The organism is Streptomyces sp. NPDC044571, assembly GCF_040647115.1.
GTDB lineage: Bacteria > Actinomycetota > Actinomycetes > Streptomycetales > Streptomycetaceae > Streptomyces.
The window spans coordinates 33646-47051 of the sequence record NZ_JBEZBN010000035.1 but is presented as its reverse complement, the minus strand read 5'-3'; the positions used below and the strand labels follow the sequence as shown (position 1 = coordinate 47051).

The window sequence follows — 13406 nt, the reverse complement described above, 5'->3', positions numbered from 1 at the left end:
GATCCGTCAGACACGGGGGACCGGGAAATGAGCGAGAGCAGGGGAGAGGGAAGCGCGGGATGGGCGTCGCACTAGAGGTGGTCTACATCGCTCTGATGTGCTTCCTTATCGTGCTGATCTTCCGGCTGGTCATGGACTACGTCTTCCAGTTCGCACGTTCATGGGCACCCGGCAAGGCGATGGTGGTCGTACTGGAGGCCACCTACACTGTGACCGATCCACCGCTGAAGCTTCTCCGGCGCTTCATCCCGCCGTTGCGTCTCGGGGGCGTGGCACTCGACCTGTCCTTCTTCGTTCTGATGATCATCGTTTACATCCTCATCAGTTTCGTGAGCACCGCTGCGAGAAGCGTGTGAACGATGAGCTTCTCCGCGCGCGCGGGGACAGTCCCGATACGGTCTTGCCGACTGCCGACGACTACGTAGAGGTGAAGAAGACATGCCGCTGACTCCCGAGGACGTGCGGAACAAGCAGTTCACGACCGTCCGCCTCCGAGAAGGCTATGACGAGGACGAGGTCGATGCCTTCCTCGACGAGGTCGAGTCCGAACTGACGCGCCTGCTGCGCGAGAACGAGGACCTGCGCGCCAAGCTGGCCGCCGCCACGCGTGCCGCCGCGCAGAACCAGCAGCAGGGCATGCGCAAGCCCGAGCCCCAGGACCAGCGCGGCCCCGGCGCCCCCGTGCCCGCGGCCATATCCGGCCCGCCGGTGCAGCAGGGTCCGCCGCAGATGGGCCCGCCGCAGCTGCCGGGCGGCCAGCCCCAGCTGCCCGCCGGTCCCGGCGGACACGGACCGCAGGGTCCGGGCCCGATGGGCGGCCCCATGCACACCATGGGCGGCCAGCAGCAGATGGGCCAGCAGTCCATGGGCGGCCAGAACCCGCTCGGCCAGCAGATGCAGCCCATGGGCCAGCAGATGCAGCAGATGGGCGGCCCGGGCCAGCAGATGCAGCCCATGGGTCAGCAGATGCAGCAGATGCAGCAGCAGCCGCAGCTCCCGCAGCAGGGCCCCGGTGGCGACAGCGCCGCCCGCGTCCTGTCGCTGGCACAGCAGACCGCCGACCAGGCGATCGCGGAGGCCCGCTCCGAGGCCAACAAGATCGTCGGCGAGGCCCGCAGCCGTGCCGAGGGCCTGGAGCGGGACGCCCGCGCCAAGGCCGACGCACTGGAGCGGGACGCGCAGGAGAAGCACCGCGTCGCGATGGGCTCGCTGGAGTCGGCCCGCGCCACGCTGGAGCGCAAGGTCGAGGACCTGCGGGGCTTCGAGCGTGAGTACCGTACGCGTCTGAAGTCCTACCTGGAGTCGCAGCTGCGCCAGCTGGAGACCCAGGCGGACGACTCGCTGGCCCCGCCGCGCAACCCGGCTGCCGCCTCGCTGCCGCCGTCGCCGTCGCCCTCGATGGCTCCGGCCGGTGCGATGGGCCACTCCATGGGCGGCCCGTCCCCGATGGGCGGTCCGTCGCCCATGGGCGGTCCCTCCCCGATGGGTGGGCCCTCGTACGGTGGTCAGCAGCAGATGTCTCCCGCGATGACCCAGCCGATGGCTCCGGTGCGGCCGGCCGCGCCGCAGCCGATGCAGGCGCCGTCGCCGATGCGGGGCTTCCTGATCGACGAGGACGACAACTAGGCCGCGCCTCGGCGGTCGGCAGCAGTCACGGGCCGGGCCCGGTTCCCCTTCGGGGGCACCGGGCCCGGCCCGTTCGCGTATCCGTGCGGTTCTCGATCACCGGCCCGGGACGAGGGCATCCCACTGATCGCGCGTCGGGCCGTCGTGCTGCGGCGTGAACTCAGGGCGGGCGGCCAGCCAGGCGGTGACGTGCCGGTCCACCTCGTCGGTGCCGTAGGCGTCGTCGGCCGGTCGCACGAGGTGGCGTACCTGGGCCCGGGCCCTCATGACGACGGGATCGTCGAAGGCGCAGGCGGCCAGGGCGGCAGCCCGCCGGTCCGAGGGCGGTGCGCTCTCGGCGAGGCGTTCCCCGTGGGCGCGGTCGGCCGCCACCTGCGCGTCGAACCACGGGCGCATGGCCTGTGCCGTCCAAGCGTGGTAGCCGACGGGGTCCGCGGCGATCCGGTCGACTTGGGCGGCGAGGTGCTGGGCGGCACGCAGGCCGAGGGATACGCCGTGGCCCGACGTGGGGTTGGTGTGGATGAGGCTGTCCCCGGCGTTGACCAGGCCGGCGACGACGGGGCCGTCGTCGTCGGCGAGGGCGGTCCAGCGGTTGTCCAGGCCGGCCATGGCCAGGACGGCCGACCGTGGTTCGGGGTCCAGGTCGAGCCAGGCGGCGGTGGCGGGGAAGCGGCGGGCGGCGGCCTCGAACACGGCGGGGTCGGTGAGCGCGCCCCGGGTCGGATCAGCCGTGGAGAGCACCAGGTTCACCGCGAAGGTGTCGTTGTCGGAAGGGAAGACGCCGGCGAGCGCGAACGGTGCGGCCGAGCCGGTCTTGACCCGCCCGGGATCACGCGGCCCGTCGGCGCGCAGGCGGTACCAGCGGCACAGGTAGGCGATCCCGGCGCGGTGGCTGTCGACCACGGGCGGGCGGCAGCCGGCCGCGACCAGCCAGGCGGGAACCGGCGAGCGACGACCGGCCGCATCGACGACGAGGTCCGCCCGGTGCGTTTCCGCGCCCACCTGCACGCCGGTGACCCGGGCAGGGCGGCCCGCCTCGATGGTGAGGGCGCGCACCCGGCAGCCTTGCCGTATCTCGACGGTGGGCTCCCGCCGCACGGCCGCGGCCAAGGCGGCCTCCAGCACGATGCGGCGAGTGCGCAGGGTCACCAGGTCCTCATCGCCGGGCCGGTGCGGCGGGTGCTCACCGAACCAGTCGAACTCGTGGTACTCCCGGGCTCCGCGTGCCAGCAGGTCGGCGTAGACGTCGGGGGCCTCGGTGCGCAGCACGGTGCGCACGGGCGCGAGGAGCGAGTGGGGCTGGACGGCGTGCGGGATCCGGGGCCTGTCCCAGTGGAAGAAGTCCCGGTTCAGGTCCTCTCCGGCCTGCCGCGCGTCCCGCTCGAACAACGTGACCCTGTGTCCCCGCCGACCGAGCATGAGCGCTGTCCCCAGCCCGCTGATGCCCCCACCGATCACCGCAACCCGCGCCACTGAACTCTCCTTCGCGTCGTGTTGCGGAGTGAGCCTACCGCTTGGTGATCAACGGAAAGCGGCCCTACCCCCTGGTAGAGGGGGTACGGGCCGCAGGCCGTGCGGCTACGCCTTGGTTACGCCTTGCGGAGGCGGAAGGTCAGGCCCAGGGCCTCGTCCGTGAAGGGGTCACCGTAGGAGCCGTCGGCCTCGCCGGAGGCGAAGTCCGTGGCGAGGACCTCGTCCGCGATGAGCTCGGCGTGGTCCGTGAGGGCCGTGACGACCTCCGCGGACTCCGAGGCCCACCGCAGCGCGATGCGGTCCGCGACGTCCAGCCCCGAGTTCTTCCGCGCCTCCTGGATCAGGCGGATCGCGTCACGGGCCAGGCCGGCCAGCCGCAGCTCCGGAGTGATCTCCAGGTCCAGGGCGACCGTGGCACCCGAGTCCGAGGCCACCGACCAGCCCTCGCGCGGCGTCTCGGTGATGATGACCTCCTCCGGGGTCAGGGTGACCTCCTCCCCGTTCACCGCGACCACCGCGGTACCGGCCCGCAGCGCCAGGGAGAGCGCCGCCGCGTCGGCCGCGGCCACCGCCTTCGCCACGTCCTGCACGCCCTTGCCGAAGCGCTTGCCCAGCGCCCGGAAGTTCGCCTTGGCCGTGGTGTCCACCAGGGAACCGCCCACCTCGGACAGCGAGGCCAGCGAGGAGACGTTCAGCTCCTCGGTGATCTGCGCCTGGAGCTCCGCAGACAGGGCGTCGAAGCCGGCCGCGCCGACCAGGGCCCGTGACAGCGGCTGACGGGTCTTGACCCCGGACTCCGCACGCGTGGCCCGGCCCAGCTCGACCAGGCGGCGCACCAGCTGCATCTGCCGGGACAGCACCGGGTCGACCGCGGACGCGTCCGACTCCGGCCAGGACGAGAGGTGCACCGACTCGGGGGCGTCCGGTGTGACCGGGACGATCATGTCCTGCCAGACCCGCTCCGTGATGAAGGGGGTCAGCGGCGCCATCAGGCGGGTGACCGTCTCGACCACCTCGTGCAGCGTCCGCAGCGCGGCCGCGTCGCCCTGCCAGAAGCGGCGGCGCGAGCGGCGGACGTACCAGTTGGACAGGTCGTCCACGAAGGAGGACAGGAGCTTGCCGGCGCGCTGCGTGTCGTACGCCTCCATCGCCTCGGTGACCTCGGCGGTCAGCGAGTGGAGCTCCGAGAGCAGCCAGCGGTCCAGCACGGTGCGCTCGGCCGGGGCCGGGTCGGCCGCGGACGGGGCCCAGTTCGACGTACGGGCGTACAGCGCCTGGAAGGCGACCGTGTTCCAGTACGTGAGGAGCGTCTTGCGGACGACCTCCTGGATCGTGCCGTGGCCGACGCGCCGCGCCGCCCACGGGGAGCCGCCGGCCGCCATGAACCAGCGGACCGCGTCCGCGCCGTGCTGGTCCATGAGCGGGATCGGCTGGAGGATGTTGCCCAGGTGCTTGGACATCTTGCGGCCGTCCTCGGCGAGGATGTGGCCCAGGCAGACCACGTTCTCGTACGAGGACTTGTCGAACACCAGGGTGCCGACGGCCATCAGCGTGTAGAACCAGCCGCGGGTCTGGTCGATCGCCTCCGAGATGAACTGCGCCGGGTAGCGCTTCTCGAAGATCTCCTTGTTCTTGTACGGGTAGCCCCACTGCGCGAACGGCATCGACCCCGAGTCGTACCAGGCGTCGATGACCTCCGGCACGCGGACGGCGGTCAGGGAGCAGCCCTCGTGCGTGCAGGTGAAGGTGACGTCGTCGATGTAGGGGCGGTGCGGGTCCAGGGCCGACTGGTCGGTGCCCGACAGCTCGGACAGCTCCGCGCGCGAGCCGACGCAGGTGAGGTGGTCCTCCTCGCAGCGCCAGATCGGCAGCGGGGTGCCCCAGTAGCGGTTGCGGGACAGCGCCCAGTCGATGTTGTTGTTCAGCCAGTCGCCGAAGCGGCCCTGCTTGACCGACTCCGGGAACCAGTTCGTCTTCTCGTTCTCCCGCAGCATCGCGTCCTTGACGGCGGTGGTGCGGATGTACCAGGACGGCTGCGCGTAGTAGAGCAGCGCCGTGTGGCAGCGCCAGCAGTGCGGGTAGCTGTGCTCGTAGGCGATGTGCTTGAAGAGCAGGCCGCGCGCGTCGAGGTCGGCGGTCAGCTTCTCGTCGGCCTTCTTGAAGAAGACACCGCCGACGAGCGGGACCTCCTCCTCGAAGGTGCCGTCGGGGCGGACCGGGTTCACGACCGGCAGACCGTACGCACGGCAGACCGCGAGGTCGTCGGCGCCGAAGGCCGGGGACTGGTGGACCAGACCGGTGCCGTCCTCGGTCGTGACGTACTCGGCGTTGACGACGTAGTGGGCGGGCGCGGGGAACTCCACCAGGGAGAACGGGCGCTCGTACGTCCAGCGCTCCATCTCCTTGCCGGTGAAGGACTCGCCGGTGGCCTCCCAGCCCTCGCCGAGCGCCTTCTCCAGCAGCGGCTGGGCGACGACCAGCTTCTCGGAGCCCTCGGCGCCGGCACGGCGCGCGACCACGTACGTGACGTCCGGGTGCGCGGCGACGGCGGTGTTCGAGACCAGGGTCCAGGGGGTCGTCGTCCAGACGAGCAGGGCGGCCTGGCCGGCGAGCGGGCCGGAGGTCAGCGGGAAGCGCACGTAGACGGAGGGGTCGACGACCGTCTCGTAGCCCTGCGCCAGCTCGTGGTCGGACAGGCCGGTCCCGCAGCGCGGGCACCAGGGGGCGACGCGGTGGTCCTGGACCAGCAGGCCCTTGTTGAAGATCTCCTTCAGCGACCACCAGACGGACTCGACGTACTCGGGGTCCATGGTCCGGTACGCGTCGTCCAGGTCGACCCAGTAGCCCATCCGGGTCGTGAGCTCGGCGAACGCGTCGGTGTGGCGGGTCACGGACTCGCGGCACTTGGCATTGAACTCGGCGATGCCGTACGCCTCGATGTCCTGCTTGCCGTTGAAGCCGAGCTCCTTCTCGACGGCGAGCTCGACGGGCAGGCCGTGGCAGTCCCAGCCGGCCTTGCGGGCGACGTGGTAGCCGCGCATGGTCCGGAAGCGGGGGAAGACGTCCTTGAAGACCCGGGCCTCGATGTGGTGGGCACCGGGCATGCCGTTCGCGGTGGGCGGGCCCTCGTAGAAGACCCACTCGGGGCGGCCCTCGGACTGCTCCAGGGTCTTGGCGAAGGTCTTGCTCTCGCGCCAGAAGTCGAGGACGGCGTGCTCAAGGGCAGGCAGGTCGACCTGGGCGGGTACCGGGCGGTACTGCGGCGGTGTGGTCATGAGGCTGAACTCTTCCTCCGGCGGGCTGTCACTTCCGTCCGGAGGGACGAGAGCCGGCTGCTGCTCCCGCGGTACCACCCTCCTTGGCCGCCGGACCATGCCGGTGGCCCCCTCATTGGGGTGCGAAGCCGGTTCTACTGGCCGTCGTGACGGCTTTCTTCCGGCGGCTCCGGGGTGATCCTTCACATCGCGCTCGCCCCCGGGCTCTCACCGTCCCCGGGTCGCTCCTGGCTGCGTCCGACGCTACTCGTCCCCATCCATGCCTTTCGCTGGGCCCAGTGTACGGGGCGGGGGCGGGCGCGGCAGACCGGTTTACGGCGGGTGGGGGCCGGGTGGCGGGGTGGCGGTATGGCCCGAATGCTCAGATATGTCGCTCGTGGCGCTGGTGTGACGGGAGTGGCGGATTACCGGGCTCTCCGCTGGGCACAACGGATGCAGGTTGGCCTCGCCGGATGCGTGCCCCGTTGCCGCGGGGCTGGAGCCGATTTATCGTTCCGGCACGATTCGCGAGCAAGATCACAGTATGTGAAGGGGCCGCGGCCATGGTGGCGAACAAGACCACCGGGAGTACCGCCCACGGCGCTGCCGCCGTGGGGAAGAAGAGCCTGAAGGATTCCGTCACGGTGGGGAAGGCCGCGGCCAAGGACTCCGTCCGGGTGAGGAAGGCGACGGCCAAGCCCGTGAAGGAGGCGGCGCCCGCCGGGAAGGAAGCGGTCACGAAGGCGCCGGCGAGGAAGTCGGCGATCGCGACGGCGGCGGAGAAGAAGGCCGCGGCCAAGGACTCCGTCCCGGTGGGGAAGGCGCCGGCCAAGCCCGTGAAGAAGGCGGACGCCGGGAAGGCGGGACCTGCCGGGAAGGAAGCGGTCACGAAGGCGCCGGCGAAGAAGTCGGCGATCGCGACGGCCGCGGAGAAGAAGGCCGCGGCCAAGGAGGCGGGGGCCGGAAAGGCACCCGCCACGAAGGCCGCGGCCGGGCGGGTGGCGGCCGCGAAGGCGCCGCCCACCACAAAGGCAGGTGCCGAGACGGCGGCGCCCGCGAAGAAGGCGCCCGCCGGGAAGGCCGCGGCCAAGACGGCGGCGGCCGAGGCGGCGGTGCCGGCCAAGGCGGCGGCCAAGAAGGCGCCCGCAAAGGACGCGGCGGCCAAGAAGGCGCCCGCAAAGGACGCGGCGGCCAAGAAGGCGCCCGCAAAGGACGCGGCGGGCAAGAAGGCGCCCGCCGGGAAGACGGCGGCCAGGAAGGCGCCCGTGGAGCCGGTCACCGCCCAGTCGGCGGCCGGCCGCAAGACGACCGCGAAGTCGGGGGACGCCGAGAAGGCGGCCGCCGCCGAGAAGTCGACCGCGAAGAAGGTCACGGCCAAGGCGGCCGGGACCGAGGGGGCGGCGCAGGCCGCGCAACGGACGGGAGCCCGGAAAGTGGTTGCCAAGAAGAGCACCGGCACGGCGAGGAAGACGGCTGCGGCCGCCACCAGCGGGCTGCCGAAGGCGCGGGTCACCGCGGCGGCCACCGAGCCCGGCGAGCTCGCCGTACGGCCCGGTGAGGACCCGTGGACCCCGGAGGAGGTCGCGGAGGCCCGTACGGAGCTGACCCGGGAGGTGCTGCGGCTGCGCAACGAGCTGGAGGCCTCCGAGCTGGCGATCTCCGGTCTGATGCGGGACTCGGGTGACGGAGCGGGAGACGACCAGGCCGACACCGGTACCAAGAACATCACCCGCGAGTCCGAGCTCGCCCTCGCCGCGAACGCCCGCGAGATGCTGGAACAGACGGAACGCGCCCTGGAACGGCTCGCGACGGGCACGTACGGGCTCTGCGAGAACTGCGGGCAGCCCATCGGCAAGGCCAGGATGCAGGCCTTCCCCCGGGCCACCCTGTGCGTGGACTGCAAGCAGAAGCAGGAGCGCCGGCACTAGCCGCCCGGGCCGCGGGTTGCGGACCGGGCCGGGCGGCGGTCCGAGGGGGCCCTGACGTACTCTCGTGTCTCGTCAGGGTCCAGGAGCCTGGCAGGGCGGTGCCGTTGCCGCCGGAAACCTGGTTCGAGCTAGTTCGAGGGACTCACGTGACAGAGGCGGAGCGCATCATCGGTACGCCGGAGGTCGGGGACGACGCCCAGCCCGAGTCCGCCGGGCCCACGGGCCGTCGGCGGATCGTGGCGCTGCTCGTGGTGGCGGTGCTCGCCTACCTGCTCGACCTCGGCAGCAAGATGCTGGTCGTCGCGAGGCTTGAGCACCAGCCGCCGATCCGGATCATCGGCGACCTGCTCAAGTTCGAGGCGATCCGCAACCCGGGCGCTGCCTTCGGCTTCGGCGAGGCCTTCACGATCATCTTCACCTGCATCGCGGCCACCGTGATCGTGGTGATCGTCCGGCTGTCCAGGAAGCTCTACAGCCTGCCCTGGGCCATCGCGCTCGGCCTGCTGCTCGGTGGCGCGCTCGGCAACCTGACCGACCGGATCTTTCGGTCGCCCGGGGTGTTCCGCGGAGCCGTCGTCGACTTCATCGCGCCCGCCCACTTCGCCGTGTTCAACCTCGCCGACTCGGCGATCGTGTGCGGCGGCATCCTGATCGTCCTGCTGTCGTTCCGGGGCCTGGACCCGGACGGCACCGTCCACAAGGACTGAGCCGCAGGCCGGTCGCAGGCCGGTCGCGGGCTGATCGCGGGAAGGCTTCGCAGCGGAGTCCGGCATACTCGACGGGTGAGTACGATTCCCGAGATCCGCACCCTGCCCGTTCCCGATGGCCTCGAAGGCGAGCGCGTCGACGCCGCCATCGCCCGTATGTTCGGATTTTCCCGGACGAAGGCGGCCGAGCTCGCGGCCGCGGGGAAGGTGTCGGTCGACGGCAGCGTCGTCGGGAAGTCCGAGCGGGTGCACGGCGGCGCCTGGCTCGAAGTCGAGATGCCCGCCCCGCCGCGCGCGGTCGAGGTCGTCGCCGAGCCGGTGCCGGGCATGGAGATCATCCATGACGACGACGACGTCGTGGTGATCATGAAGCCGGTAGGCGTCGCCGCCCACCCGAGCCCGGGCTGGACCGGCACCACCGTCATCGGCGGGCTCGCCGCGGCCGGCTACCGGATCTCCACCTCCGGTGCCGCCGAGCGCCAGGGCATCGTGCACCGCCTCGACGTCGGCACGTCCGGCCTGATGGCCGTCGCGAAGTCGGAGCGCGCGTACACCTCGCTGAAGAACCAGTTCCGCGAGCGCGTCGTGGACAAGCGCTACCACGCCCTGGTGCAGGGCCACCCGGACCCGATGAGCGGCACGATCGACGCGCCGATCGGGCGGCACCCCAGCGCGGACTACAAGTGGGCCGTCACGCAGGACGGCAAGCCGTCGGTCACGCACTACGACCTGATCGAGGCGTTCCGTGCCGCATCGCTGCTGGACATCAAGCTGGAGACGGGGCGTACCCACCAGATCCGCGTGCACATGTCCGCGCACCGCCACCCCTGTGTCGGCGACCTGACCTACGGCGCCGACCCGACCGTCGCGAAGCGGCTGGGCCTGACCCGGCAGTGGCTGCACGCGGTACGGCTCGGCTTCGAGCACCCGGCGGACGGGCAGTGGGTGGAGTTCGAGAGCAGCTATCCGGCGGACCTCCAGCACGCTCTGGACGTGATCCGGGCCGAGAGCGAGTGAGCCCCGCCGCCGCCGCTCCCCGCTTCGAGACCCGCGTCGCCACCTCGCAGGCGGATCGGGAGCTGTGCTTCGCGGTGCGGCGGGAGGTGTTCGTGGTCGAGCAGTCCGTGCCGGAGTCGATCGAGTACGACGCGTACGACGCGGACGCGGTGCACGTGCTGGCCGTCGGGCCGGACGGGGAGCCGCTGGGCGCCGGCCGGCTGCTGCACGGGAGCGCGGCGGCGGCGAAGACCGGGGCCGAGGACGTCGGGGCTCTCGGCCGGCTGGCCGTGCTCAAGTCGGCGCGCGGGCTGGGTGTCGGCGTGGCCCTGGTCCGGGCGATCGAGGCGGAGGCGGCCCGGCGGGGCCTGACGGCGGTCGACCTGGGAGCGCAGACGCATGCGCTCGGCTTCTACGAGCGGCTCGGGTACGTCGCCTACGGTCCGGAGTTCGTCGAGGCCGGCATTCCCCACCGCTCCATGCGCCGCGCGCTGCCGTAGCCCGTGGCCCGTAGCCCGTGGCCCGTGGCCCGTGGCCCGTGGCCCCGTGGCTTCGGCCCCGGACGGCAGGCGCCGGGCGGCCCGGTGCCGACACGCCCGACGCCCTCACCGGCCGAGCGCAGCGGCCTGGCAGGGTGGGGGAGTGGATCAGCTAGCCCTGTTGTTCGTGTTGTTGCTCGGCGCCGTGGTCACCGTTCCGCTCGGGGACCGGCTCCGGCTGCCCGCGCCCGTGCTGATGACCCTCGGCGGGGTGGTGCTCGCGCTGGTGCCGGTCGTGCCGAACGTCGACATCCCGCCCGAGTACATCCTGCCGCTGGTGCTGCCCCCGCTGCTGTACGCCTCGGCGCAGCGCACCTCCTGGCGGCAGTTCGCCGCCAACATCCGGCCGATCTTCCTGCTCGCCGTCGCCCTCGTGTTCGTCACGACCGCGGCCGTCGCCGCCGTCGCGCACGCCGTCGTACCGGGACTGCCGATCGCCGCCGCCGTCGCCCTCGGGGCGCTCGTGGCCCCACCCGACCCCGTGGCGGCCACCGCGGTCGCCGGATCGCTCGGACTGCCCCGCCGGATGGTCTCCATCCTGGAGGGCGAGGGCCTCTTCAACGACGTCACCGCCATCGTGCTCTACCACGTGGCCATCGCCGCCGCCGTCAGCGGCAGCTTCTCCTGGCCGGACGCGCTCGGGGACTTCGTCCTCTCGGCGGTCGTCGCGGTGGCCGTCGGCCTGGGCCTGGGGTGGGCCACCAACGCGCTCATGGGGCGGCTCGGCGACGCCACGCTGCAGATCGGGCTGACGCTGCTCGTGCCGTTCGTGGCGTACGTGCTGGCCGAGGAGTTCCAGGGCTCGGGAGTGCTGGCCGTTCTGACGACGGCCCTGTTCCTCGCGGAGTACGCGAGCGACGCCGACGACGTGCTGGGGCGGCTGGCCGGGCACACGTTCTGGGAGGTCGTCGACATGCTGGTCACCGGTGTGGCGTTCGGGCTGATCGGGCTGGAGCTGCACCACGTGTTCGGGGTCGCGAGCGGCCGGGAGTGGGAGATGGCCGGGTGGGCGGCGGTGGTCACCGCGGTGGTGGTCGGCGTACGGCTGCTCTGGCTGCTCCCGGCCGGCTGGCTGGCCCAGCGGCTGCACAAGCGGCGCGACTACGACGAGGAGATCCCGCTGAGCTGGCGGGAGAGCGTGGTCATGTGGTGGGCCGGGATGCGCGGGGTGGCCTCGGTGGCGCTGGCGCTGGCGATCCCGCTGAAGGTGGAGGGCGGAGGGCCGTTCCCGGCGCGGGACCAGATCGTCTTCATCGCCTTCGCCGTGATCATGGTGACGCTGGTGTGCCAGGGGCTGACACTGCCGGCGCTGGTGCGCAGGCTGGGCGTGGAGCCCGACGTCGACGCGCAGCGGGAGACCGAGCGGCAGTTGGCGATCCGCGCGGCGAAGGCCGCCAAGCGCCGGCTGAAGGAGATCGAGATCGAGGAGGACCTGCCGGAGGACCTGGTGGAGCAGCTGTACCGGCGGGCGTACGACGTGGGGGCCCGCATCAGCCCCGAGATGGTGGACGAGGAACGGCGCGAGGCGTACGCGAAGCGCGTGGAGCGGATCCGGGAGATCCAGCGGATCCAGCGGGAGCTGATGTCGGCGGCGCGGCACGAGGTGCTGGCCGCCCGGAGCGAGCCGGGAGCGGATCCGGAGATCGTGGACCGGGTGCTGCGGCACCTGGACGTCCGCAGCCTCCGCGGGGCCTAGCAACCGGCCGGCCCCCGCCCCGGCCGGTGCCCAGCCCCGCCCCGGCCGGTGCCCAGCCCGCGCCCGGCCGGTGCCCTGCCGGGCGGCATGCGCCGCCCGGCAGGGCACCGGCTCACCAGTCGGCGGGGGCGGAGGGCCGGGGCTGCGGGGAGGGGACCGCCGGGGAGGTGGCGATCCGGGGCAGGGCGTACGGGTGGTGGGTCACCAGCCAGTCCAGCAGGCGTTCGCGGACTTCGCAGCGGACCGTCCAGACGTCGGAGGCGTCCTTCGCCGTCACCACGGCCCGCACCTGGATCGTGTGCGGCGTGGTGTCGGTCACAGCGAGGCCGCCGTACCGGCCGTCCCACTCCGGGATCTCCTTCAGGATGCGCTGGAACTGCTCCCGCATCAGGTCCAGGGGCGCGCTGTGGTCCAGGTGCCAGAAGACGGTGCCGGTCATCTGGGCGCCGCCGCGCGACCAGTTCTCGTACGGCTTTCCTGTGAAATACGACACAGGCATCGTGATCCGGCGCTCGTCCCAGGTGAGGACCACCAGGTAGGTCAGGGTGATGTCCTCGACGGTGCCCCACTCGCCGTCGACGACCACGGTGTCGCCGATGCGCACGGTGTCGCCGAAGGCGATCTGCAGGCCGGCGAAGAGGTTCCCCAGCGAGGACTGGGCGGCGATGCCCGCCACGATGCCGAGCACACCGGCCGAGGCGAGCATCGAGGTGCCGACCGTGCGCATCTGCGGGAAGGTGAGCAGCATGGCGGCGACCGCGACGACCACGACCACCGCCGTGACCACCCGCTGGATCAGCGTGACCTGGGTGCGCACCCGGCGCACCCGGTCGTCGTTGGCGGACCCGGCGGCGTAGCGGGCGTACGAGGAGTCGACGACCGCCGTGGCGATGCGCACCAGCAGCCAGGCCGCCGAGGCGATCAGCACGAGCGTCAGCACCCGGCCCACTGCGAAGGCGTGCTCCGGCAGGATCCGGGCCTCGCGGTACGAACCTCTCAGGAGTGTCGTGCACAGGACCACCTGGAAGGGCTGCCGGCAGTGGCGCAGCTGCCCCCACAGCGGGGTCTCGTGGTGCCGGGCATCGGTGCGGCGCAGCAGCACGTCCAGCAGCCACCCCAGGACCAGGGTGACCAGGAGTGAGCCGCCGATGACGGCGGTCGGGCGCAGAAAGGTCTCTGTGTCCATG

At 72.1% G+C, this 13406-nt stretch carries 10 protein-coding genes; 7 read left to right on the top strand and 3 right to left on the bottom strand.

All coding sequences use genetic code 11. The annotated features are described in order from the left end of the window. The first annotated feature begins 59 nt into the window (after positions 1–59). Together AB0B01_RS19910 and AB0B01_RS19905 are read left to right on the top strand one after the other, a co-directional pair. Complete coding sequence (locus tag AB0B01_RS19910) at positions 60–356, top strand: YggT family protein (RefSeq protein WP_361720406.1); 297 nt, start codon at positions 60–62, stop codon at positions 354–356. Positions 357–438: 82 nt separating this feature from the next. Beyond that, positions 439–1626, top strand: coding sequence for a DivIVA domain-containing protein (locus AB0B01_RS19905; RefSeq protein ID WP_361720403.1), 1188 nt, complete (start codon positions 439–441; stop codon positions 1624–1626). Between the two features lie 96 nt (positions 1627–1722). Here the strand turns inward: AB0B01_RS19905 and AB0B01_RS19900 are convergent, their stop codons facing one another. Next, the gene (locus AB0B01_RS19900) at positions 1723–3099 is read right to left on the bottom strand and encodes an FAD-dependent oxidoreductase (protein ID WP_361720400.1); all 1377 of its coding nucleotides are present in this window, start codon (positions 3097–3099) and stop codon (positions 1723–1725) included. 116 nt (positions 3100–3215) lie between these two features. Next, positions 3216–6374, bottom strand: coding sequence for an isoleucine--tRNA ligase (gene ileS / locus AB0B01_RS19895; RefSeq protein WP_361720397.1), 3159 nt, complete (start codon positions 6372–6374; stop codon positions 3216–3218). A 542-nt stretch (positions 6375–6916) separates the two neighbouring features. Here ileS and AB0B01_RS19890 point away from each other — a divergent pair. From AB0B01_RS19890 to AB0B01_RS19870, 5 genes are all read left to right on the top strand, one after another. After that, positions 6917–8281 (top strand): TraR/DksA family transcriptional regulator, encoded by a 1365-nt coding sequence (locus AB0B01_RS19890; protein WP_361720394.1) that lies wholly within the window; start codon positions 6917–6919, stop codon positions 8279–8281. A 164-nt stretch (positions 8282–8445) separates the two neighbouring features. Beyond that, positions 8446–8988 carry a signal peptidase II gene (lspA, locus tag AB0B01_RS19885; RefSeq protein WP_361720476.1) on the top strand — a complete coding sequence of 181 codons (543 nt, stop codon included), beginning with the start codon at positions 8446–8448 and terminating at the stop codon, positions 8986–8988. A 75-nt stretch (positions 8989–9063) separates the two neighbouring features. Further along, positions 9064–10005 carry an RluA family pseudouridine synthase gene (locus AB0B01_RS19880; RefSeq protein ID WP_356852637.1) on the top strand — a complete coding sequence of 314 codons (942 nt, stop codon included), beginning with the start codon at positions 9064–9066 and terminating at the stop codon, positions 10003–10005. Further along, positions 10002–10484 (top strand): GNAT family N-acetyltransferase, encoded by a 483-nt coding sequence (locus AB0B01_RS19875; RefSeq protein ID WP_361720391.1) that lies wholly within the window; start codon positions 10002–10004, stop codon positions 10482–10484. The genes AB0B01_RS19880 and AB0B01_RS19875 overlap by 4 nt, the downstream gene beginning before the upstream one ends. A 142-nt stretch (positions 10485–10626) precedes the next feature. Beyond that, entirely contained in the window at positions 10627–12219 is a 1593-nt protein-coding gene (locus AB0B01_RS19870; RefSeq protein WP_361720388.1) for a Na+/H+ antiporter, read from the top strand. 112 nt (positions 12220–12331) lie between these two features. Here the strand turns inward: AB0B01_RS19870 and AB0B01_RS19865 are convergent, their stop codons facing one another. Continuing rightward, on the bottom strand, positions 12332–13405 hold the full coding sequence (locus tag AB0B01_RS19865; RefSeq protein ID WP_361720385.1) for a mechanosensitive ion channel domain-containing protein: 1074 nt from the start codon (positions 13403–13405) through the stop codon (positions 12332–12334). Position 13406: the final 1 nt, after the last annotated feature.

Bases quoted from the DNA above. Each gene is read 5' to 3' on its own strand.
- AB0B01_RS19910 (WP_361720406.1), top strand. From the start codon at position 60: ATGGGCGTCGCACTAGAGGTGGTCTACATCGCTCTGATGTGCTTCCTT.
- AB0B01_RS19905 (WP_361720403.1), top strand. From the start codon at position 439: ATGCCGCTGACTCCCGAGGACGTGCGGAACAAGCAGTTCACGACCGTC.
- ileS (WP_361720397.1), bottom strand. From the start codon at position 6,374: ATGACCACACCGCCGCAGTACCGCCCGGTACCCGCCCAGGTCGACCTG.
- AB0B01_RS19890 (WP_361720394.1), top strand. From the start codon at position 6,917: ATGGTGGCGAACAAGACCACCGGGAGTACCGCCCACGGCGCTGCCGCC.
- AB0B01_RS19865 (WP_361720385.1), bottom strand. From the start codon at position 13,405: ATGGACACAGAGACCTTTCTGCGCCCGACCGCCGTCATCGGCGGCTCA.